Annotated in this window: 19 protein-coding genes; 10 read left to right on the top strand and 9 right to left on the bottom strand. The window is 43.8% G+C overall.

Translation table 11 applies throughout. From position 1 onward, the window contains the following. Positions 1–76 precede the first annotated feature (76 nt). Together DW036_RS01915 and prmC are read right to left on the bottom strand one after the other, a co-directional pair. Complete coding sequence (locus tag DW036_RS01915; RefSeq protein WP_022394315.1) at positions 77–556, bottom strand: regulatory protein RecX; 480 nt, start codon at positions 554–556, stop codon at positions 77–79. Then, positions 553–1389 (bottom strand): peptide chain release factor N(5)-glutamine methyltransferase, encoded by an 837-nt coding sequence (gene prmC, locus DW036_RS01910; protein ID WP_118461170.1) that lies wholly within the window; start codon positions 1387–1389, stop codon positions 553–555. The genes DW036_RS01915 and prmC overlap by 4 nt, the downstream gene beginning before the upstream one ends. 235 nt (positions 1390–1624) lie before the next feature. Here prmC and ribD point away from each other — a divergent pair, with 235 nt between their 5' ends. The 10 genes from ribD (at position 1625) to proB (ending at position 12007) form a co-directional block, all read left to right on the top strand. Continuing rightward, positions 1625–2662, top strand: coding sequence for a bifunctional diaminohydroxyphosphoribosylaminopyrimidine deaminase/5-amino-6-(5-phosphoribosylamino)uracil reductase RibD (gene ribD / locus DW036_RS01905; protein WP_118460865.1), 1038 nt, complete (start codon positions 1625–1627; stop codon positions 2660–2662). Positions 2663–2805: 143 nt separating this feature from the next. Then, a complete protein-coding gene (locus tag DW036_RS01900; RefSeq protein WP_118460863.1) occupies positions 2806–4206 on the top strand; it encodes a DUF6242 domain-containing protein in 1401 nt (466 codons plus the stop codon). Positions 4207–4260: 54 nt separating this feature from the next. Beyond that, on the top strand, positions 4261–4956 hold the full coding sequence (locus DW036_RS01895) for a DUF6089 family protein (protein WP_118460861.1): 696 nt from the start codon (positions 4261–4263) through the stop codon (positions 4954–4956). 6 nt (positions 4957–4962) lie between these two features. Next, positions 4963–5697 carry an isoprenyl transferase gene (locus DW036_RS01890; protein WP_022394310.1) on the top strand — a complete coding sequence of 245 codons (735 nt, stop codon included), beginning with the start codon at positions 4963–4965 and terminating at the stop codon, positions 5695–5697. Between the two features lie 28 nt (positions 5698–5725). Continuing rightward, complete coding sequence (gene bamA / locus DW036_RS01885; RefSeq protein WP_118460859.1) at positions 5726–8368, top strand: outer membrane protein assembly factor BamA; 2643 nt, start codon at positions 5726–5728, stop codon at positions 8366–8368. A gap of 23 nt (positions 8369–8391) precedes the next feature. Further along, positions 8392–8907, top strand: a complete 516-nt coding sequence (locus DW036_RS01880) for an OmpH family outer membrane protein (protein WP_022394308.1) — start codon at positions 8392–8394, stop codon at positions 8905–8907. A 134-nt stretch (positions 8908–9041) separates the two neighbouring features. Continuing rightward, positions 9042–9545: an OmpH family outer membrane protein gene (locus DW036_RS01875; protein WP_118460857.1), complete on the top strand. Its 504-nt coding sequence runs from the start codon at positions 9042–9044 to the stop codon at positions 9543–9545. A gap of 170 nt (positions 9546–9715) precedes the next feature. After that, the gene (gene murI, locus DW036_RS01870) at positions 9716–10555 is read left to right on the top strand and encodes a glutamate racemase (RefSeq protein ID WP_118460855.1); all 840 of its coding nucleotides are present in this window, start codon (positions 9716–9718) and stop codon (positions 10553–10555) included. 85 nt (positions 10556–10640) lie between these two features. Beyond that, a complete protein-coding gene (locus DW036_RS01865; RefSeq protein WP_007210613.1) occupies positions 10641–10877 on the top strand; it encodes a DUF2007-related protein in 237 nt (78 codons plus the stop codon). Positions 10878–10924: 47 nt separating this feature from the next. Next, positions 10925–12007 (top strand): glutamate 5-kinase, encoded by a 1083-nt coding sequence (gene proB / locus DW036_RS01860; protein ID WP_118460854.1) that lies wholly within the window; start codon positions 10925–10927, stop codon positions 12005–12007. A 575-nt stretch (positions 12008–12582) separates the two neighbouring features. Here the strand turns inward: proB and DW036_RS01855 are convergent. From DW036_RS01855 to DW036_RS01830, 7 genes are all read right to left on the bottom strand, one after another. After that, on the bottom strand, positions 12583–15768 hold the full coding sequence (locus DW036_RS01855) for a DUF6443 domain-containing protein (RefSeq protein WP_158585934.1): 3186 nt from the start codon (positions 15766–15768) through the stop codon (positions 12583–12585). Between the two features lie 13 nt (positions 15769–15781). Beyond that, positions 15782–18550: an RHS repeat protein gene (locus tag DW036_RS01850; RefSeq protein ID WP_118460850.1), complete on the bottom strand. Its 2769-nt coding sequence runs from the start codon at positions 18548–18550 to the stop codon at positions 15782–15784. A gap of 113 nt (positions 18551–18663) precedes the next feature. Next, complete coding sequence (locus tag DW036_RS25460; RefSeq protein ID WP_369905645.1) at positions 18664–18771, bottom strand: smalltalk protein; 108 nt, start codon at positions 18769–18771, stop codon at positions 18664–18666. A 51-nt stretch (positions 18772–18822) separates the two neighbouring features. Then, positions 18823–19266 carry an N-acetylmuramoyl-L-alanine amidase gene (locus DW036_RS01845; RefSeq protein ID WP_022394299.1) on the bottom strand — a complete coding sequence of 148 codons (444 nt, stop codon included), beginning with the start codon at positions 19264–19266 and terminating at the stop codon, positions 18823–18825. 147 nt (positions 19267–19413) lie between these two features. Then, complete coding sequence (locus DW036_RS01840; RefSeq protein WP_118460848.1) at positions 19414–19926, bottom strand: HU family DNA-binding protein; 513 nt, start codon at positions 19924–19926, stop codon at positions 19414–19416. Between the two features lie 699 nt (positions 19927–20625). Next, on the bottom strand, positions 20626–20904 hold the full coding sequence (locus DW036_RS01835; protein ID WP_022394297.1) for a DUF4248 domain-containing protein: 279 nt from the start codon (positions 20902–20904) through the stop codon (positions 20626–20628). A gap of 111 nt (positions 20905–21015) precedes the next feature. Next, entirely contained in the window at positions 21016–23445 is a 2430-nt protein-coding gene (locus DW036_RS01830) for a DUF3987 domain-containing protein (RefSeq protein ID WP_118460846.1), read from the bottom strand. Between the last annotated feature and the right edge of the window lie 330 nt (positions 23446–23775).

Here is a 23775-nt window from a genome sequence, read left to right as displayed (position 1 = left end):
AATTAGCTATTTATAGTAAATATGGCACAAAAATACGGAAACTGAATGAGAATAAAAAAAAGAATAAAGAGATTTTTCACTCAAAGTCATCATTTTCGTCAGAAAGTTGTATACAATGACGAATATCTTTCATTTCGAACCCACGACTCAGAGCAAAACGCATTAACTTTCCATTCAACTCATATTCATTCTCCGCATGTACACTTTTACGTTTTGCAGCCAAAAGGCTATCTAAAATAGATAGGTATTCCTCCTCATCTATCTCATTCAAAAAACGCCGGCATACATTATAAGAAACCTTTTTCAGCTGGAGCGCCTGGGCTATTTTCACTTTTCCCCATTTCGCAAAGCGATACTTGTCATTGACAAAAGCCCGACAAAATCGTTCTTCATCAATATACTTTTCATCCTCCAGCCGTTTAAGGATACGATCAATGGCATCGTACGGTAATCCCCAACGTTGTAGTTTCTCAGAAATCTCGGCACGGCAATGCTCCGCTGTGGAGCAATAGCCTGCAACTTTACTTAAAGCCTCTGTTTCAGTAATATTTGTCATTTTTGCGCTATTACAAATCGATCATTATGGGAAATATCCTCTTGGAGACGAACAAAGCGATATCCTAATTCACGCATCATAAACACGATGTCTTCTCCAAAAGTACGGTTAATTTCAAAATAAAGTTTTCCGTCAGATTCAAGCATTTCAAGCCCAAGCACAGCTATACGACGATAGAAACGTAAAGGATCTGTATCAGGTACAAACAGTGCCAAGGAGGGTTCCCAGTCCAGCACATTCCGTTCCATATCTTGTTTCTCTGCTTCAGTAACATAAGGCGGATTACTCACTATCACATCATAACGCTCTGTTACACCGGGAGTATAAGCCAGTACATCACGCTGTTCAAAACAGACAGGTGCCTGTAAAGCCAGACTGTTAGCAGCAGCAATAGCCAAAGCTTCTTCAGACACATCCCAGGCAGTAACCTGTGTTCCGGGCAATTCCTTTGCCAATGTGACAGCAATACAACCACTGCCTGTCCCAATATCTAAAATACGAGAAGTAGAAGAAATCTCTTTCAACATTATTTCCACCAGTTCTTCCGTTTCAGGACGTGGAATAAGAACACCGGAAGCTACCTGAAATGCCCTCCCCAGGAAACGTGCTTCTCCTAAAATATATTGTATTGGTTCAAAATTCCGTAAACGCCTGAGAAGGCTTTGCAATTCCTGTTCTGCTTTTGCAGATAAAGTTATATCTTTGCCCAAATAATAATCCACAACCGGCTGCCCCAGAATCTCGCAGCAGATAAGTCTGGACAAATTTCCGGCTTCCTGCGGTGTATAATAATCCTGCAATTCACGGCGGATATAAGAGGCAGTAATATTCATAAATGGATATTTTGGGGATTCTTCGTCAGTTCTATTACCGAACCAAGATGAGACCCGGTCCGTATCAAGTCCGTACCAAGTCCGTGTCAAGTCCAAGCGCATAGATACGGAGATGGTACGGACTTGGTAGACACCGGACAGGTATCGGGTATATCACCGGGAAACCTGTATCCCAAACAACGAAGAATCCATTTTGGAGTGCAAAAGTAAGAATTATCGTAGAAAGATAACACACATGGAAGAAGAAAAATATATGCGTCGCTGTATACAGCTGGCACAGAACGGATTTTGCAATGCAGCCCCTAACCCAATGGTGGGGGCAGTCATCGTATGTGATAGGAAAATTATCGGAGAAGGGTATCATGTACGCTGCGGAGAAGCGCATGCTGAAGTAAACGCCATTCGTTCCGTAAAAGACACTTCATTATTGAAACATTCAACAATTTACGTCAGCCTTGAGCCTTGTTCTCATCATGGAAAAACACCGCCCTGTGCTGATTTGATTATTGAGAAACGAATTCCCCGTATTGTCATCGGTTGCCAGGATCCTTTTTCTAAAGTTGCCGGACGAGGTATACAAAAGCTAAAGGATGCCGGACGGGAAGTGACCGTAGGAGTGTTGGAGAATGAATGCAGATACCTCATCAGACGTTTCATCACTTTCCATACTTTACATCGCCCGTATATCACCCTAAAATGGGCGGAGTCCGCAGACGGCTTCATTGATTTATTCAGGAACGAAGGCAATCCTGTTATCCTATCCACCCCATTGACTTCCATGCTGGTACATAAAAAACGTGCAGAACATGCTGCCATACTTGTAGGTACACGTACAGCCGAACTGGACAATCCTTCCCTTAATGTACGCAACTGGTATGGACGTCCTCCTGTACGCCTTGTCATCGACCGGAGACTGAGTCTGTCACCGACACTCCATTTGTTTGATGGCAGCGTGCCGACACTCGTATTTACCGAGCATTTCCATAATTCCCTACCCAACGTAGAATATCTTCCAATAAACTTCGAACAAGATATATTGCCCCAAATCATGCAAGTTCTGTACGAGCGCAATCTCCAATCCCTTTTAGTAGAAGGCGGGAGTACCTTACTGCAATCTTTCATTGATGCCAATCTCTGGGATGAAGCATTTGTCGAAGAGAGCCCCATTCATCTGAGATCTGGTGTTAATGCACCTAAAATGAACGATAAAAATAGTTATGTCAACGAACAATATTTCGGTAGAAGTATACGGCATTACACTACGACAAAATAGTGCGAATCACCTCATTTTGATGCTTTTTTATCGAGAAAAACGGGCATATTATCTATAATTTTATATAAAACTTGCCTGTTATGCTGTTTATCGAGAAAAATGTTCCTATTTTTGCAACTTGTAAATAAACACTATCTTTAGAAATGAGAATAAAGTTTTTATCCGTAATCATGAGTTTTCTTCTTATGTCGATTGCCATAAGTTCGTGCCTTAACTCAGATGATAATTATGAATACAGTTCCGACGCAACGATACGTGCCTTTGGTCTTGACACCATAAAGAAAGGTATATATTATAAGTTTACGATTGATCAACTGAAAAGAGAAATTTATAATGTTGACTCGCTTCCTGTTGGATCGGACACTATCATAGACAAGATATTGATTGACACACTCAATGTTACGGGTTGGGTTACATCCGGTTTACAAGATACACTATTCAACAACCTTACTGACTCCGTTGATTTGAGAGAACCGATCACCCTGAAAGTACATGCAGCTGATGGAGTTACTACCCGTGAATATAAAATCACAGTAAATGTTCACAAGCAGGATCCGGATTCACTAATCTGGAGAGAAGCATTGTCATTACCTACTTCACCTGCCGCCAACAAGCAGAAATCAGTAATTCTTATAAATGATGCCGAAGAAGAAAATCTATATGTATATACTTCTACAACATCAGCATACCGCAGTTCATTAGGAAATCCAGCCCATTTATCTTGGAATTCCATCGAAGTTACGGGCATGCCTGCCAATGCAGATTTGGGATCTATTGTAAGCTTCAGAAACCAGCTTTTTGTAGCTACCCCAAGTGGAGAAGTATTCTGCTCAAACAATGGTAGTGTATGGGTAAATGCCGGTATACAGGAAGTTAAAGAGAGCAAAGAGGTGCAGTCCATGCAAATGAGCACACTGGTTGCTACACTTGAAGCTGATGAACTAACAGGCATATCAGAGGAAACGTTGATCGGTATTCTTCTGGATGGAGGCCAGAAATACTTCTGCATAAGTACCGACGGTAAAAACTGGACAAGAAGCAAAGAAACAGTGTCCAATGATTTCCCGATAAAAGACATATATGCTACTGTATTTACGAATGCAAGCGGCATCAAGCAGACAGTAGTAGTGGGTAAAACAGAAACATCAGCCAAAGCAGTAGTCCCTTGGTTCACAATGGATGGACTGACATGGGCTGACATGAGTACCCCAAGTGATTTCTATTGTCCGGCTATAGAGAATCCAGCCATCATGTATTATGGAGGCTTGTTCCACATGATGGGTGGAAAATTTGAAACGATTTACTCTTCACGTGTAGGTATCGCTTGGAATGAATCTGCCGATAAATTCAAGTATGCAATGAAAAAGATAGTAACTCCGGGAGAAGATGAAGACGATGAAGAAGAAGTTACATACGAAAGCCTCTTCAAGGACAAAGGAGATTATTCTTTGACTATCGATAAGAATCATTATATTTGGATTGTATGGAACGACGGTAGTGTATGGCGGGGTCGTCTAAACAAACTGGGTTTCAAGATACAATAATAAAATAGTCAATTTTCCGTTTCCTTAATAAATAAGGAGTAAAAAGAGAACGGTATGACTATTGCAAGGAATATAAAGATAGTGTTTTTTCTACTCATGTTTCCCTTCTGTTGCGCCATAGCGCAAGAGGAATATACTTGGGAACTGGGAGGAGCCATTGGAGGAAGTTTTTATATGGGAGATGCGAATAGCAGTACCCCGTTTAAGAATACAGGAATAGCGGGAGGTTTCATAGCCCGATACTTACTGAATCCACACATGGCAATAAAAGGCAACCTGACAGCCGGCAGGATTTCCGGCGACACGAGAGATTTCAAGAATGTATATCCAAATGAAGAATACGCCACTTTCAAACGGACGATATTCGATTTAGGAGTGCAATTTGAATATAACTTTTTGGGATATGGTATCGGTAACACGTACCGGGGTGACCGTCGGTTTACACCTTATATATTAGGTGGATTAGGTTTTACGTTTGCACCAAAACCTGTAAAAACGGTCTTCACTATGAACATTCCCATTGGAGTGGGAGTGAAATACAAAGCAACCCCGCGCATCAATATAGGATGTGAGTTTACGATGCGGTTCAGTCTTAGCGACCAGTTGGATGTTACCCAACGGGAAGGCTTGCAACTGGAAGACCCGTACCAAATAAAAGGAAAAGGTTGGAAGAATAAAGATAGTTACGCATTTACTGTTTTTTTCATCACTTACGACCTCTTCCCAAGATGCAAGGAATGTAACAACTAAAAAAAGATGCAATATAAAGAACAAATTGATTTGAGCCGGATACCCCAGCATGTGGCGATTATCATGGACGGCAACGGACGATGGGCGAAGCAGCGTGGACACGAACGCAGCTACGGACATCAGGTCGGTGCAGAAACCGTTCATGTGATAGCCGAAGAAGCCGCCAGGCTGGGCATCAGATATCTGACCCTATATACGTTCTCAACCGAAAACTGGAACCGTCCTACAGACGAAGTTGCTGCTCTGATGAGCCTTCTTTTCGATTCCATCGAAGAAGATACATTCATGAAGAACAACATTAGCTTCCGGATTATCGGAGATATAGAAAAGTTACCCGCAAATGTACAAACCCGTTTATACAATTGCGTGGAAAATACATCTAAGAATACAGGCATGTGCCTGGTACTTGCCCTTAGTTACTCTTCACGTTGGGAAATAACAGAAGCCAGCCGGCAAATAGCTGTCTTGGTACAGAAAGGAGAATTGACACCCGAACAAATCAACTGCGATTTAATGTCAAAGCACCTGACAACCAGCTTCATGCCTGACCCCGACTTGCTGATACGCACCGGTGGAGAAATCCGCCTGAGCAATTACCTACTTTGGCAATGCGCATATTCGGAACTTTACTTTTGCGAAACCTATTGGCCCGATTTTCGGGAAGAAGAACTTCGTAAAGCCATTTGCGACTACCAGAGACGGGAACGCAGATTCGGCAAAATCAGTGAACAAATCAGTTAAACTCAAACATATTTAATCCAAAACATAAATGCACTATCGTATTTTCTCTATACTCACAGCGTTTATCTGCCTCTTTGGTTGTGTATTGACAAGCGCGGCTCAAGATGCCAATGGCACCGATGACGATGCAGCAAAACCGGTTATTCTCTACTCGGGAGCACCCAAAAAGTATGAAATTGCAGAAATTAAAGTAGAAGGAGTAAAGAACTATGAGGACTATGTACTCATCGGACTATCCGGTTTGTCTGTAGGACAAACGATTACAATACCGGGTGAGGAAGTCACTCAGGCTTGTAAGCGTTACTGGAAGCATGGTTTATTCTCCAACGTCCAAATCACCGCAGATAAGATAGAAGGTGACAAGATTTGGTTAACAATCCATCTGACTCAACGCCCTCGTGTCTCTGAAATTCGCTATCACGGAGTGAAGAAATCAGAACGTGAAGATATCGAGAGCCGGATCGGTATGATCAAGGGCGGACAGGTGACACCCAATGTCATCGACCGTGCCAAGACTCTTATCAAACGTTACTTTGACGATAAGGGTTTTAAGAACGCAGAAGTTATCATCTCACAAAAAGACGATGTATCTAACGAAAACCAAGTGATCGTGGATATCAACATCGACAAAAAAGAGAAGGTAAAAGTGCATGAGATCACCATTGTTGGTAATGAAGCGATTGCAACCAAGAAGTTGAAACGCATCATGAAGAAGACCAACGAAAAGAATAAATTGCTCAATCTGTTCCGTACCAAGAAGTTCGTAGAAGAAAACTTCGAGGCAGACAAGCAGTTGATCATCGACAAGTACAACGAGTTGGGTTATCGCGATGCTATGATCGTAGAAGACAGCATCAAGCCGTATGATGACCGCACTGTGGATATCTTCATGAAGATTGATGAAGGAGATAAATATTATCTGCGTAATGTAACGTGGGTAGGTAATACTCTGTATCCTTCCGAACAGTTGAACTTTATGCTTCGTATGAAGAAAGGTGACGTATACAACCAGAAATTGCTGGAAGAACGTACCATGTCAGACGAAGATGCTATCGGTAACCTCTACTACAACAACGGTTATTTGTTCTACAGCCTTGAGCCCGTAGAAGTAAATATCGTAGGAGACTCTATCGACTTGGAAATGCGTATTTATGAAGGCCGTCAGGCTACTATCAATAAGGTTAGCATCAATGGTAACGACCGCTTGTACGAAAACGTTGTTCGTCGTGAACTCCGTACCCGTCCGGGTGACCTGTTCAGCCGTGAAGACCTGATGCGTTCTATGCGTGAAATCCAGCAGATGGGACATTTCGACCCGGAACAAATTAAACCGGATATCCAGCCAAGACCAGAAGACGGAACAGTGGATATAGGTTACGATCTGGTATCCAAAGCTAACGACCAGGTAGAATTCTCCGCTGGTTGGGGACAAACCGGTATCATCGGTAAGCTGAGTTTGAAGTTCACCAACTTCTCACTTGCAAACTTACTGCATCCGGGTGAAAACTATCGTGGTATCCTGCCGCAGGGTGATGGTCAGACCTTGACTGTCAGTGGACAAACCAATGCCAAGTATTATCAATCCTATAGCATTTCATTCTACGATCCATGGTTCGGTGGTAAACGTCCGAATGCATTCTCTCTGTCAGCATTCTATTCTGTACAGACAGACATCAGTAGCCGTTACTACAACTCAGCATACATGAACAGCTACTACAACAGTATGTATAGCGGTATGTATGGCTACGGTATGTACAACTATGGTAACTATAATAGTTATGAAAACTATTATGACCCTGATAAGTCTATCAAGATGTTCGGTGTAGCCGCTATGTTCGGTAAGCGTTTGAAATGGCCGGATGACTACTTCCAGTTCACCGCTGAGTTATCCTACCAACGCTATATCCTGAGCGACTGGCAATACTTCCCTGTAACAAATGGTAAGTGTAATAACCTCAGCATCAACCTGACATTGTCTCGTAGTTCTATTGATAACCCGATTTATCCTCGTTCAGGTTCTGAATTCTCATTGTCTGTACAATTGACTCCGCCGTACTCACTGTTCGATGGAACTGACTACAGCAAATACAGTACCAGCAATCAGGATGATATGAACAAGATGCACAAATGGATTGAATACCACAAATGGAAATTCAAATCCAAAGTATACATCCCGTTGATGGACCCAGTAGCAGTTAAACGTACTCCGGTATTGATGGGTCGTGTTGAGTTCGGTTTGTTAGGACATTACAACAAGTATAAGAAGTCTCCGTTCGAAACGTTCGACGTGGGTGGTGACGGTATGACTGGCTACTCCAGCTACGCAACGGAAAGTATTGCTCTTCGTGGTTATGAAAACAGTTCATTGACCCCTTACGGCTACGAAGGTTATGCTTATACCCGTCTCGGACTTGAGTTAAGATATCCGCTGATGCTGGAAACAAGTACCAGTATTTATGCGTTAGGTTTTGTAGAAGCCGGTAATGCATGGCACGATGTAAAGAACTTCAATCCGTTTGAATTGAAACGTTCTGCAGGTGTTGGTGTCCGTATCTTCCTGCCGATGATCGGTATGATGGGTATTGACTGGGCTTATGGTTTCGATAAAATACGTGGTTCGAAAGATTACGGTGGCAGTCAGTTCCACTTTATCTTAGGACAGGAATTCTAATTGTATCACAAAAACCAAACGTTATGAGAAAGTCTGTTTTATTAATGATCTTGCTGTTTGCCGTAGGTATGACAGCCAGTGCGCAAAAGTTTGCCTTGATTGACATGGAGTATATCCTGAAAAACATTCCGGCATACGAACGTGCTAACGAACAGTTGAACCAGGTTTCCAAGAAATGGCAAAGTGAAGTAGAAAAAGTTGCCGAGGAAGCCAAAACGTTGTACAAGAACTATCAATCGGAAGCCGTCTTCCTTTCTGAAGAACAAAAAGGAAAGAAAGAGGAAGCGATTGTCGCTAAGGAGAAAGAAGCCGCTGAACTTCGCCGCACTTATTTTGGACCTGAGGGGGAATTATTCAAGAAACGTGAAAGTCTGATGCAACCCATTCAGGATGAGATTTATAATGCGGTTAAAGAAATATCGGAGCAGAAAGGATATTCGGTAGTTGTAGACCGGGCATCCGCAACAAGCATTATTTTTGCTTCTCCGCGTATTGACATCAGTAATGAAGTGCTTGAGAAATTAGGATATTCAAATTAATTTCATACATTTGCTAGTCGAATATAGGCGCACATTTCAGTATTAAAAATAAGCTGGCTTATTTTGTTTTACATTTGCTTTGCACTATATTTGCACCAAACAACGACTAATTATTAAAATAAACAATAAACATTATGCTTAAAAAAATCGCACTACTCGTAGTACTATTCGCTCTTCCGTTAGGAGCGATGGCACAGAAATTTGCTCACATGAACTCTCAGGAGGTTATCGTTGCTATGCCGGAATATACTAAGGCACAAGCTGACCTCGACGCTATGTCAAAACAGTATCAGGAAGAAATGCAGCGTTCTCAAACTGAATTCAATAAGAAAGTTCAGGAATTCCAGCAACAAGCAGACTCCCTGCCGAAGAATATTGCAGAAAGACGCCAAAAAGAATTGCAGGACATGGCTCAAAGACAAGAAGAGTTCCAGCAAGATGCTTATCAAAACATGCAGAAAGCACAGCAAGATGCTTTAGTGCCTATCTATAAGAAATTGGATGAAGCTATTCAGGCTGTAGGTAAAGCAGAAGGCGTAATCTATATCTTCGACTTAGCTCGTACACCGATACCTTATGTAAGTTCAGAAAGTGTAGATGTTACAGCTAAAGTAAAAACTCAGTTGGGCATCAAATAAGAAGACTAATCGTTTAAAGATAGAAAAAAGGCGTGAACTGCATACAGTCCACGCCTTTTTTCTATCTTTAAAGAAGATAAGCTACATCTCAGCAGAACTTTTTCATGCAAGCATGAAAGTTCTGCATTCGATTTGCATTATCTTTGCAATGTGTACAAAGCTTTTCCAGTATGAAACAAGAATTACCTACTATTCCCGGCCCTATCGGTGTATTCGACTCCGGATATGGCGGACTTACTATCCTGAGTAAGATACGTGAAGTGTTGCCTCAATATGACTATATCTATTTAGGAGACAATGCACGTACTCCCTATGGCACACGGTCTTTCGAAATTGTATATGAATTCACACTACAGGCAGTCACTAAACTGTTTGAGATGGGATGTCATCTTGTTATCCTGGCTTGCAATACGGCGTCCGCCAAAGCATTACGCAGCATACAGATCAATGATTTACCAGAAATGGATCCGGCACGCCGTGTATTGGGTGTCATCCGCCCTACCGTTGAATGTATAGGGAATATTACACAGAGTCGCCATGTCGGTGTTCTTGCCACAGCGGGAACTATTAAATCAGAATCCTACCCGTTGGAAATTCATAAGCTTTTCCCGGATATTCAAGTAGCAGGTGAAGCCTGTCCGCTATGGGTATCTCTCGTAGAAAACAACGAAGCGGAAGGAGACGGGACAGATTACTTCGTTCGTAAATACATCAATGAACTGCTGGCAAAAGACACGCAGATTGATACCGTGATTCTTGGCTGCACTCATTATCCCTTACTACTACCTAAAATAAAGAAGCACATGCCGGAAGGTATCACTACAGTGACGCAAGGCGAACTGGTAGCCGACAGCTTGAAAGACTACTTCCGCCGACATCCGGAAATGGATGCCAAATGTACAAAAGGGGGAAACTGTACTTACTACACCACGGAAGCAGAAGAGAAGTTCATTGAGTCAGCATCCACTTTCCTGAACGAAGCGGTAACCGTACAGCGAATAGAGTTATAACCATTAATATTTGATGGTAAAACAAATCTTTTCTCCGAAATACTTGTTATATTTGTAATATATAAACCTATTAATACTTACCATTATGAAATCAACAGACTATAGCCGCACAGTTGAAGTGTTCAAAGGCTCACCGTGGGAAGCAGAACTTGTTAAAGGTCTACTCGAAAACAATGGTATAGCAACTATTATCAAAGACGGGCTTATGAGTACCATCGCACCTTATATAGCACCGGATGTAACCATTCTCGTCAGCGAAGAAACGTATGAAGATGCCATGGAGATAATCCGTGAACGTGATAAAGGGAAAGACGAAGAATAATCTTTTTCACTTTCCTTCTGAAACCACATAAGAACGATATACAACACATGGAACAACAATTTTCGAGAATAGCTGTAAAGGTAGGCAGCAATGTCCTGACGCGCCGTGATGGTACTCTGGACGTAACACGTATGTCTGCCTTAGTCGATCAGATAGCCGAACTGCATAAGACAGGAGTCGAAATTATACTTGTCTCATCCGGAGCCGTAGCTTCCGGACGTAGTGAAGTGCATTCTGCCAAGAAATTGGACAGTGTGGATCAGCGTCAGCTTTTCTCTGCCGTAGGACAGGCTAAACTTATCAACCGTTATTACGAACTCTTTCGGGAACATGGCATTGCTGTAGGACAAGTGCTGACTATGAAAGAGAATTTTGCTACGCGCAGGCATTATCTCAATCAAAAGAACTGTATGACGGTAATGTTAGAGAATGGAGTAATTCCTATCGTCAATGAAAACGATACAATCTCTGTAAGTGAACTGATGTTTACAGATAATGATGAGTTGTCCGGCTTGATAGCATCCATGATGGATGCGCAGGCATTGATTATTCTCAGTAACATCGACGGTATTTATAACGGTTCTCCTGCCGATCCCGCTTCTGAAGTCATCCGGGAAATCGGCCAGGGGAAAGATCTCTCTTCTTATATACAGACTTCCAAATCCAGCTTCGGCCGTGGCGGAATGCTTACCAAAACCAATATCGCCCGTAAAGTAGCCGATGAAGGCATTACCGTTATCATCGCCAATGGTAAACGGGATAACATTCTGGTCGATTTGATTCAGCATGCTGAAACAACATTGTGCACCCGCTTTATCCCTTCTCCAGAGCCCGTATCAAGTGTCAAGAAATGGATTGCCCATAGCGAAGGTTTTGCCAAAGGTGAACTGCACATCAATTACTGTGCTACGGAACTGCTTTTTTCGGATAAAGCAGTCAGTATTCTGCCTGTAGGCATCACCAACGTCATTGGCGAATTTGAGAAGGATGATATCGTGCGGATTGTTGACTTCGGAGGCAAACCCATCGGTGTGGGCAAAGCAAACTGTGACTCCACACAGGCCCGTGAAACAATGGGAAAGCATGGCAAGAAACCGGTAGTACATTACGATTATCTATATATAGAATAGAAAAAGGCACTATACACAATATTTTGTATAGTGCCATTGGTCAGTTGGTTATATAAATTATATCTTAAAGGTACGAAATTCAACCAACATATACAAATAACGCCTAATTATCAATTGGATAAAATCTCTCGACTGTCTATGATTGAAAGTTCTAACACTCGAAACAGCCGGATATGTTATCCGGCTGGACGGAAAGGAAACAGATACCTTATGTTAGGGGAAGACTCTTTTTCCAGTTATTCCAAAACCCTCCGAAAGAAATCCATATATTTATACTCAGAATAAACAGAATAGGAATATAGTACCAAATGTTTTGCTCAACTCTTGTTGAAAATAAATACAAAATACACACTCCCAATACTGAAAAAATGGAATATATAGATAGTAGCAAATATAATACAGCCCTTATTCTACAAGACCGAAATAAAAGCAGTAAACATGATACAAATATCAAGAATAAAGTTACTATTACAATACCTACTCCAAGTGACATAAAACAATAATAAAGCATACAAGCTTCCAGAATCCACCATAATGAAATAAATATTCGTTTTCTACTATCTTTCAAATTCATATTATCTCTTTTTTATGTAAATTCCATTTGGATTATTCGCGATAATTGCCCTATAGGCTACACTTGGCAAATATGGATTATATTGTGCACGAGAACTATACATAGCAGGAGCCCCCATAGGAGAATAACTATAATCAACTTGAGTCTTAACTCCTGCAGCATTTAAAGCCTTTTGTACAGCCATAGAACATTGATTATTCAGCAAAGAATATCCTTTGTCAATTGTTTCAAGGAATGCTTTTCTAATCATTTTATCCTGCTTTTTTGTCGTGGGAATCATATAACCTTCTTGATAACCATAGCCGTTTACTTCTCCATTCTCTAAATCTCTATTAGAACTTTGTCGATTATAATCATCATCAAGAAAATCCTGAGGGGCTGTCCAAGATTGTTCTCCTTTATTATCTTTAGGACCTCCACCCATACTCCCTTCAGTTGAATTATATATTTTATCTCCATTGAAAGAATAATATTGCCACTGCTCAGAATCATTTTGGATTAGCATACCTAAATGTTCACCAGTAGTAAGATGAAGAACGACAATACTATCTCCATTAATATCAATATTACCCACCGGATTATTCCCTGCATACTGATACGGTGACACCGAATAATACTTCTCCGCAAATCTATCCATCGTCGTAAACCTTCCCAGCGCAGCATCATAATGCCTCGCCCCGTAATCCATCCAGTTCAACCCGTTCTTACGTTCAAACTCCTTACCGTTATACTTGTAAGGCTGCTCGTTCTGCTTTCCGTCGCTAGTCTCCGCCATGGGAAGACCGAAAGGATAGTAGTGGTTAAACTGAATATTATGGTTGCCACCATCGATTACAGCACGGACATTGCCAAGATGATCGTTGAAGTAGAAGTAATACGTGCCGCCTTCAATATAGCCACCCTCAAACAGAATCCTTTTCAAAGAGCCATTCTCATAAATGACACTCCCGACATAGTCACGAGACGTGCTGCCTTGTGTCACTTTGAGCTTCCTGCCATCGGCAGCATAAGTGTATTTATGCGTTACACCATCAATGGTCAGCAACTCAGGCAAATGTAAGGAATTATAAGATATGGCGGTTATCTTTTTATTCAAATCTTTCGTAAGGTTGCCATTTTTATCATAAACATAGCCCGGATTGACAGTAGAGCCTTTCTTAAAGTCATTGGACTCAGGCAGTGTCACAGTTACGGCAGCATCCGAAACATTGGTCAGTTGGTTACCGTTGTAAGTCATTGTCAGGTTATCCGCAAGACCGTAAACACCCAGATCACTATTGGCAGTCTTGCCATAACGCTGCAAGGAAAGGATATTGCCATGTTTATCGTAAGAATAAGAAGTACTATACCGTTCAGCATCCTTACCACCCGAAAAAGTGGCGGAAACAAGACGGGACAAAGGATCATAGCTGTAAGCGTATTTACGGGTGGTACCGTCAAGACGCCACTGCATGGAAGAGATATTGCCGTTATAATCATAAGTCAGATTCTCCGTGTGTTGAGCGCCGGAAATCCCGGTAAGCCACGAACGGACATTATACTCATAAGTATCGGACAAAGAAGAAACACCATTACGGCTGTTTTTCTTCAGACGACCCAAATCGTCATACGTATTGTTCGCCAACGTAATGGTACTTCCGGCATTCAGTTTATGGGTAACGGTTTTCACACGGTCCGCATGATCGTAGGTATAAGTATATACTTGTGTTTGTTGGGTCTTGCCCATGGCAGTATGTACATGCGTCACTGTCTTGGGTTTACCTGTAAACGTATAAACAGTGGTGGTAGTATCATAACCGCCCAAGTGATTGGAAGAGACAGTCTTCTCCGGACGCCCTTTTTCATCGTAATAATAAGCGGTATAAAGTTTCTTGCCGCTGCCGTCGAGCAACGTAGTTACCGTACTCGTCAGCAGACCGCCCGCCGGATGGCTTTCCTTGGGGAAATATGACTCATTGTCGAAACCTGCCAGGCTGCGGAAACCATAATCGTCATAGTAGTTGATGGTATGCACTACAGGAGAATAAAGCGTCATATTAGGATTGTAGCCGCTATTTTCCAGACCTGAAGCTATGATTTTGCCATCATACGACCGTTTTAAAGAAGTCAGCATCGCCGTAGATCCCAAAGAAGCGATGGACCCCCTGAACTCACAAGTCCCCTGAATCACCGGACGGTTGTCAATGTCATACAGGTAGAAAGTGCAGAGCGCGGGACTTTTAGCAGCCTGTTCCCCATCCTGACTGGCAATCATGCGATCGGCACGGTCGTACTCGTATCTTATCCCGCCGGTACCGGGAAGCTTTTTCCAAATACAACGGTTACGGTCATCATACTTATACAGATATGCATATTGCGCCAGTACACCCGTACCATCTGTTGCAACCGTCCATGTGCCCGCAGCCGCAAGCGCATCGGCCGCCAGAGGAGGAAGCACGGCACGTAAGTTACTGTAAGAGTCATAGACATAATAGGTATCATGATAACTCGTACCATTCTTGCGCCGGGTAAGGAGCAAATGGCCCTGCTTGTCTTTAAATTCCAAGCTTATCCCCGTACCTTCCTCATCCGTAGTACGGGTAACATACAGTTCTCCTGCCGGGTAATACACTTTTCCGGATTGGATACTGATCTGTACATTGCCACGGGTATCCGTAGTCCGATACCACCTGCAAGACAATTCACCATCGGCTGTATTGCTGAGATACTCGGTCTTCACACGTTTACCGTTGTTATGCCACTCCTGTCCCGGACCATACTGTTCCAATACCCGGTCCAAAGGTGAAGCCTCATAAACAGGTTTTGAATACGCTTTGCCGTCACCATAATTGGATGACAATTGGGAACGGGATTGAACGGTGCTCAGTGATAGCGGTTTTCCGTTATTGCCTGAAGCAGCATTCACGGGAAGCCAAGAAGACGAATTACGGCCTGCGGCATCATATTCCTGATAAGCCACCAGATCGAGTTGACTGGGATTTATTCCTACCTGAACAGTCTGCCAGGAACGCCCCAGATCATCAAAATATTGGTAGGAGGTAATGCTGTTGGATACCGAAAGACCGGTTGTAGAGGTGGCAGCAACGGTAGGAGTGGTAGTCTTCACATAATTATTGTTTCCGGTCTGCGCCTTCGGGTGATGCAAGGAAACGCAAAGCAGCAACATGAATAATAAGTTTCGTTTCATAATCATTGCGTATTTATTGTTTGTAATTGTATTGATAACTCTCTATAATCTTTCCGTTCTGGTCTTTCACGCACGCCAGGCGTCCGAAAGAATCATATTCGTAACTGGTCTTAGTACCATTGGGCATTACGAGCTGTTTCAGATTCAGAGCAGAATCATAATAATAAGTCGTTATCCGGCTACCCTCAAGTGAAGGGTTGCTTCTAAGTGCTTCTATGATAGCCATATCAGCCGAGGAAGGAGAAACGGCACTTGTCACTCTGTCTGTCAATACGGGACCCAATGTATCGAAAGAACCACCCCGGATCTCGGCAATGACTCGCTGCCCCTGATGGCCCCAGATATAGGAGACCTCTTCAAATTCACCATCCTTAGAAATAACCGTAGGATTACCGTATTTATCATAGCTTTGATATTTTATGCGAGGCTCGTAATAATTAAGTTGCTTCACATTTTGCAGAGCAATAAAATCTCCCCAGTCCTTGTATTCATTGGTTGTCTTACCGACCAATGCCTCCCCCTTATACACAGATGTTTCCAGTGCCGGAGAATGTATATTTTTCCAATACATTTTATCGTATATGCTACCCGACATGGCATCTTTCCAAAAATCACAGGTATATTTCTTGCGAACAATCTGTTCGTTTCCTTCGGAATTCACCAAAGTCTCCTCAATGATCTGTCCCAATTCATTATACTTGTAGCGGACCGTTTTATACACTCCATCATTGAACTCCTTCGACTCCTTGACAACATACTCGCCGCTAGTGATATAATAATTATAATAGTCGTAAAGTGAACCCTCTGTAGCCGTAGAAAAATCAGTATGAGTACTGAAAATTTCCTTGATCCCGGAAGCCGGACCATAAATATTGCAATAGGACAATACACGCAGATTCAAGTAATCTCGACGGTTGATTTCTTCATAAGTATTACTCAAGGAATAAACTATTTTACCACTATTGTCCGTTACCGTCTTACCTACCAGTTTTCCGCATTTCCACGCGTTCGACCATTTTGGGATCTCAGTCCGGTTTCCGCGCATCGTTCCATAATACCACTCGTCCATAAAATCACTGAAACGATATTCGGTTTTCCCTTCGGGAGCAGCAGGTGTGCCCATGTACTCCGTCACGCATGAATAGACCACCGTGCTACCCTGCTGGAAGTAATCCGAAAGCGGAAAGGCATGGTATGCTTCTACGCGTGTCCGTTCACCCAGTAAAGTGATAGCACCTTCAAAACCCGGAGCCCAATATGCCTCCAGCAAATAAGACTGAGAGCAATAATCATTGGGATCAACTGTACGTATCGCCCTTCCATTACCGCTTTCATTCAGTCCGTATTTATACCATTTCTTCTCCTGTAGATTGCCGCTTTCATTGTAGACATTCATTTCTTTGATGCGCAATCCGCCGTAGAGCACACCATTCTGTCCACGATGGGGTTCATAAGTGAACGTCGTATATCCTTTGGTGGGATAGACTATTTTAGTCAACATCCCCTTCTGCATATACGCCTCATTTAGCGACCGGTTCAATCCCGGAATCGTACGGTTGTTGGGAAGTGTAAAGTTGGGCACATACAAGGCATGGGGAGAAGAGGCGCTGGGACCGTTGCAATATCCCCAATAGTCAATAGACATATATCCTTCCGGGCGTTTGCCATTGTACTCAAAGCCATAAGAGTATATCTCCTTGTTGTCACTGCCATAGAAACGCGCAGCATCCAGATAGGCATGGTCAGTCTTGGCTAGACGGACAGATTTCACCAAAGTTCCCTGCTGATAAATGCGAATCTGTTCCAATGAACGTATTTCAGTCGATGAATACTGAAATTCCACTCTATTCCCCTTATGGCTGATCTCCTTTAGGATAGGTGTGTTGAAACTCTTGCGAGTAATTCCCGTAACGCCGTCGATGCTGCTTTGAGTAGTACCCTGCATATTATCCTTGAATGAATAGGTGGCTTCTATAACGGGACGGTGAACCAATTTATCGGTCGCCCCCCAATTTATCTCCTGATAAGAGAAGTGAATGGTATCCCCCTTATCCGCCGAAATAACCTTAGTCAGATAATACGTGAAGTTCCTGGCAATGTCCCCGTCTGAGTCGCGCACACCAAATTGGTATTCGTTACCATGCTCATCACGTGCCACAGGCGTATAGCCGGAGCCGTATAAATAAGTAGTCGATACCGGAACGGTGAACTCCTTATTGTCTTCCAGCAGATAATACTGCCCGCTATGTTCCGGAAAAGAGAAATTATATACATCATACTCTGAGTCACGGTATTTGCCTTGAATTGTATAATCGGACTTACTGCCGTTGATGACGTAGTCCAGCTGCAGTTGGTCGGAATACAAAGATCCTGTTTTATCATTCTTTACGATATCCTTCACCTCCTTGATGAAAGGTTCTCCTTTTTCACCTTTGGTCAGGTAAGCACTGGCCGCCCGTGCACTGTAGCTCACCGTTCCTCCCGCCATCAGCGTCCAGCCGTATCCTACCTCCATCGGAAGATCGTCATACTTCAAACCCGAAGCGTGATACTTGAACTCGATAGGAATCTTGATCCCTTTCACCTCAATAGTATGAATAGGAATTGTAATATCCACCAGCCCCGTATACAGGTTAGTCGGATAATATCCGAAGCGGTCTACCATCGTTGCTTTGGGCGACGGAGTGGTCAGTTGGGGCAGAGAAGGGACATCGGACGACTGCCCATGCATGCCCGCAGTGCACAGTATGCCGAGGATAATGGTTAATATTCTTTTTTTCATATAATTCTACTTATTAAAAATGTTTGATTGATATTTTGTAAATTCAGACAGAAGATTTGTGAATGTGGAAAGAATGTGCCAAAAGAGATTTTCCGGCACACCCTCATTTTATCTTAATGCATCACATTCATTGCATTTGCTCCCACTACTCCTGCCACAGCCGAAACTACTGCGATGATCACTTTAAAGATCATACTCCATACAGATTTTTTAATTGCCATTATTTTCCACACCTCCTTTCCACCAGCCTTTAATTTTTAATTTATAATTTCTCAAAGCTCCTTCCTCACCTCGAAGCACGGACATTCCTTTATCCACTCCTCCGGCTCAATCACCCCATCCCCATTCAGGTCCGGACTGAGGTCACGATGTCCGCAAATGCAGACATTGTTTTTGAATCGTTTCAGTAATTGTGCCACCAGCAAATGCATGGCACTGCGCTGCTCCGGCGTGCGTGTATCCTTGGGACGCCCTTTCGCATCCAGACCGCCTTCATAGCATATCCCGATGCTATGGGCATTGTGTCCTTTACAATGTGCCCCCACAACCTCCAGTGGGCGGGTATTCGCCACCGTACCGTCACGACGGATGTAATAATGATAGCCAATGCCGCGAAACCCACGACGACGATGTACCGTTTCCAACTCCTCTACCGTAAGACTACAATCCTCTCGGGTAGCGGAACAATGAATTATGATATGATCAATTGTTCTCATGTGAAGATTTATGATTTATAATTTATGATTTATAAGCCGCGCAATGCACCCTCACCGCTTCGTATCCGGTTTCCCGCATCGCACCGCCTTTCATTCTTTAATTTTTAATTTCTAATTTTTAATTTTCAAAGCCTCCGGCTTTAGACCCTATCCCAGCGGATCATCTTCTATGCCGCCGTCTCCGGAACCGCCCTGGTTGCCGCCACCTTCCTCTTCATCGGCCCCCTGCATATTCAGCCGTTTAAGCTGCGTTTCAAGGTCGACAAAGTCGATGCGGTCCTCCGCACGGGTGGTAGCAGGGTCCAGATTGGGACGGATGGCACTCGAAGCACGGAAATTGATGCGGACCGACTTGATCTTCTCAGGCAGACAATCCTTCTTGACTGCCGAACCTATGGTAGTAGCAGAAAGGCTGAAGACACCAAAACCGTCGACATTGACGGAACGACCGTTGTAGAGTTCACTGCGCAAGGCTTTCACAAAATTGGTGAGTACACTCTGAATGTCGCCCAAAGTGAGCGAGCTGCTTTCTTTCATCTGGGTAGCAATACTGTTCAGGGTGGCCGACTTGCCCCAAACCAGAAGTTGGGGATAGTACTTACCCGAACCGTCCTTCAGGAACGGGTTCTTACGAAACTGTTTTTTGTACGTTACTGACATAATAATTGATTTTCTGAAGATTGATAATTTTCGTTTATCAATCGGTATGAATCGGTATCGAGCGAAGAAATGGCAGAGGCGACGTCTTATCTCCGGGAAATTCCTCACAGGGTCCCCGCATTGAGGACATCACAAAGGTACGGAGCAGAGAAAAAAGGGATGGTTGAAACGGGATGTACCGGTATGTACTTGTACGAACTTTGTCGTACTTTGTCATACAACTAGACTTCAAGCGGGCATGTTTGGTGCATTCTTGTAGGGTTATGAGCTAAATTGATACGCGGACAAGGCGGACGAACGCGGATTTTATAAGGCTGAAAGCCTGAGATTACATAGCGTAGGGCAACGCCCTACGTGATTATGTATATCTCTATTTAAGCCCTGAAAGGGCGCAATCAAGCATACACGCTTTATCTCGCCCTTTCAGGGCTCAAAAATGGGGATGTATATTACGTAGGGCGATGCCCTACGCTATATAATGCAAGCCTTTCAGGCTTAAAATTCAGCCCGATAAATTATCATTTAGCTCATTATTGTACCAAAAAGCACAAAAAGTGACCGTTTGAAGTTCAATCAGAAAGCAATGATATAATGAAAAACAAGCAATGCCGTGGCATGAAACATAGCTTGTTCCACGCCACAACATTGCTTGTTGACAGCCCAAGTGCGGGATGTATTACCTATGACGCGTCACCCCGTTCAGGGCGCATCCAGATATTTCACCAGTATCGCTACCTGACGCCGGCTGAAGAGCTGGTCATTCTTCCCCTCGGGGCCATTGTAAAGCTCACGATGCAGAGACGGATTGAAGTTTATCCAACGGCGGAGCTTCCTCAAAGCCGCTTCGGACGAAAGGCAGGGAAAATAAAGTTGTGCCAGGTCGGACTTCAGATATGCCCTGACCTCAAACCGGAGAGCCTCGGAACCGGATTCTTCAGGAAAAACCGTTTCGGTATTTGTGTACTTTTTTAGATTCATACTGTTTTTCTGTTTTCTATTATTCATGCTTTATTCAGGAAAAATCGGAACACCAGAAAGACCTCGGAAAGCGTTTCCGGTGCTTGTACAGGGGTCAATTTAGGGTCAGGGTCACTTATACCCCCGCCCGGAGCCCGTTTTACGTTTCTTCCGATAGCCATTCTCCTCTTTTACAAGACATTGAAGTTTCAACGCTTTACGTAAAAGCCGTTTACCCGTAGATTCGGACATACCGGTATTCTCCACTGTTTGAACAAACTCCGTATAGGTAAATTTCCTGGATAGAGATGACAAAATTTCATCCAACCGATGAAAACGGTGCATACTGACAGGGGGCTGAGTGGTATCAGGAAGCGAAGTGCTGAGCAGCAAGCTATGCTCAATCAGCGTGCGAATGATATCCATTGCCGTATGGAAATCTTCATCCGTACACCCATATTCCTTGGCATAACGGTAATCTTCCCACTTGCGGAAAACGGTGAGTACAGCGGCCAGTCGCATACCCAACAATCCGGCACGGCGGATGAGGCTGCCTGAAGAATCACGCCCCTCCACCAATGCACGACGCAGCAATTCGCTGAACATCTCCGTATGAAGCTGCCACTGTGAAAGACTGAAAGTGACCAGCGTAGGCGACTCCAAAAGTACCTTGTGCATCTCAAGCAACTCCTTTCCCAAACTCTGGAAGTAACGCCGAAGATCCACCTCTTCATCACCCGGAGCACACGATTCCCATTGTGGGTTTTGCTGCCGGGTGTAGAATGCGAAACGGGAAAAAAGCCCCACTTCGAGCGAACGGAAAAAGACGAGGAACTGCTCTTGAGTACCGGCGATATTGAGTGCCAGATGCGGATGCTGCACCACTATCGGATCGCCATCTATCTTGTACGATGAAGAGACTTCCTCATGATGGGCGGCCTTACACAGAATATCCTCATATTTGCCACAATCCTGCCCCAGCGAGGAAATCATCGTATTGATTTCTGTAGTAGTCATGCAGCATCCCACTTCACCGGCTGCTGCCAGATGTTCGATAAGACGGCTCTTGCTGGTGGTAGCCGATATTTTAAGGTACTGTGCTTTCGGCTCTTCCGGTTTCAGGTTGATGTCCGGCAGGCGTTTCTCGCGTCGTGCCTGCTGCTGTTCCGCATCCCATCCCAGCAAGGCTTGTTCATAAGCTTTCTTGTTCATGCGGCGTATCTGGTCGTAATACTCCTGCGTGGGATCCAGTAAAGCAGCAGTAAATCCCAGAATACCTTTACCCGCACCGGCAGGAGCCACACTGGCCAAATAGAAATGGGGTGAATACAACGATTTCTTATAGTAGAAACGGACGTATGGAAAGAGTGCGCTGCAACTGTTCAGGCACCCCAGCAATGCCATGTCACGCTCACGCTTGTCGCTTGTATAACGGCAGCAGCGTGTCAGCAAATCGGGCAGACGGGTAAAGACATCGTCGGGAATATAAGGTGCCTCGGCACGCAAATCGTCATTTTTTTCCAACACTACTTCCGGAGCATCTTCCTCATTGGAGCTGTAGCCGGGGTTATAAGTGACCCTGACCCCTTTTTGACCCCTATCCGGCTGTTTGTTTTCTTCCTGCAACTTCCCAACGAACTGATAACCAGCCAACACGCGTTGACGAATATCTTCAGCCGTGAAATCACCCGACGCATAACGTCCGGAGAAAAGGGAGACCAACTTTTCAAGTTCTTCAAGAGAAAAACCTTTACCTCCTGCCACACGCCCCAACTTCAGTGCAAGGTCGTTACGATTGCCGCGACGAAAGGGATTGTTCCGTTCAAATTCGTCGAGCAAACGGGAAATAAACCCGCATGCTACAGACGAAGTACCCGGATCGATAATCTGCAATGCCTTTGACTGCCCGTTTGCCGAAACCTTCGGCGGAATAGTTGCCGGGGTATCCGGTAACGCCGGACACTCCGGCATTTCAAATGCCACAGCCTCAGCATTCCAATATGCTTCCGGGTCATAACTGTAAAAACAAGGCTGAGTCAGAATCTTGCATTTCTCATCGTAAGGATGTCCTACATGGGTACTCACCATACTACCCACAGCAGCATAAAGGCGTGCATAATCTTTCTGCACATCCTCTTTCCGCACCCGAACCAGTACTTTGATTCCCTCGCCGGAAATACTGATAAACGAAATACAAGTAAAAGGTAAAGAGCGTGTCAGTTCCAACACCTCCTGTGTCCGTTCGCCGGTATGGTCCAAGTCAATGCACAGCAGTCCGCTATGCACCGACAAACACTGTACCGCATGCCCTCCCCGGCAAATGCCGGCGGGTACAATACAAGGCATTCTGTCCTTTACGGCTTGTGCTTCGGCTTCATGCCCCGGCAGAGCTTTCAACCGGCGATACTCCTGTACCTGCCGGCAATAGCCGTCGCTACGCACCGTATCTACAAATTCCCGAATAGTAATAGTACGTGATGTTTTACTCCGCACGCCCGGAAATTCAGAGACGGAACCGGGAAATTCCGAATCTACGATTTGTTTTTGATCTGTATCCTTCATCTTTTCAATGTTACAGCATCAGGCAACAGGCACTATTGTCGCTGCCACTGTAAAGGAAAACATAATAAAACAAATCGCCCTTGAGTTTTTGTACACTTTTATTTTTTAATCATCTCATACCCAATGATATAAAAATCGAAAGTGTACATTTTACGTATTTACATCTTTTAATGGTTTATCCTGCTTCTTACAATCCATATTTAATTTTCTCCCTTTCTCTTTTTCTTTTTTCGTCCTCTTCCTCATAGTCCGACTGAAGCTTGGTGAGGTTCTTCAGAACGCGCTTCACTATCCTGAACGCTTCCTCGCTTAATGACTTATTCTCTGCCA

The sequence above is a fragment of the Bacteroides sp. AF39-11AC genome (assembly GCF_003474285.1).
Lineage (GTDB): Bacteria > Bacteroidota > Bacteroidia > Bacteroidales > Bacteroidaceae > Bacteroides.
The sequence above is the reverse complement of the archived record's forward strand: the minus strand, read 5'-3'. Positions and strand labels throughout refer to the sequence as shown.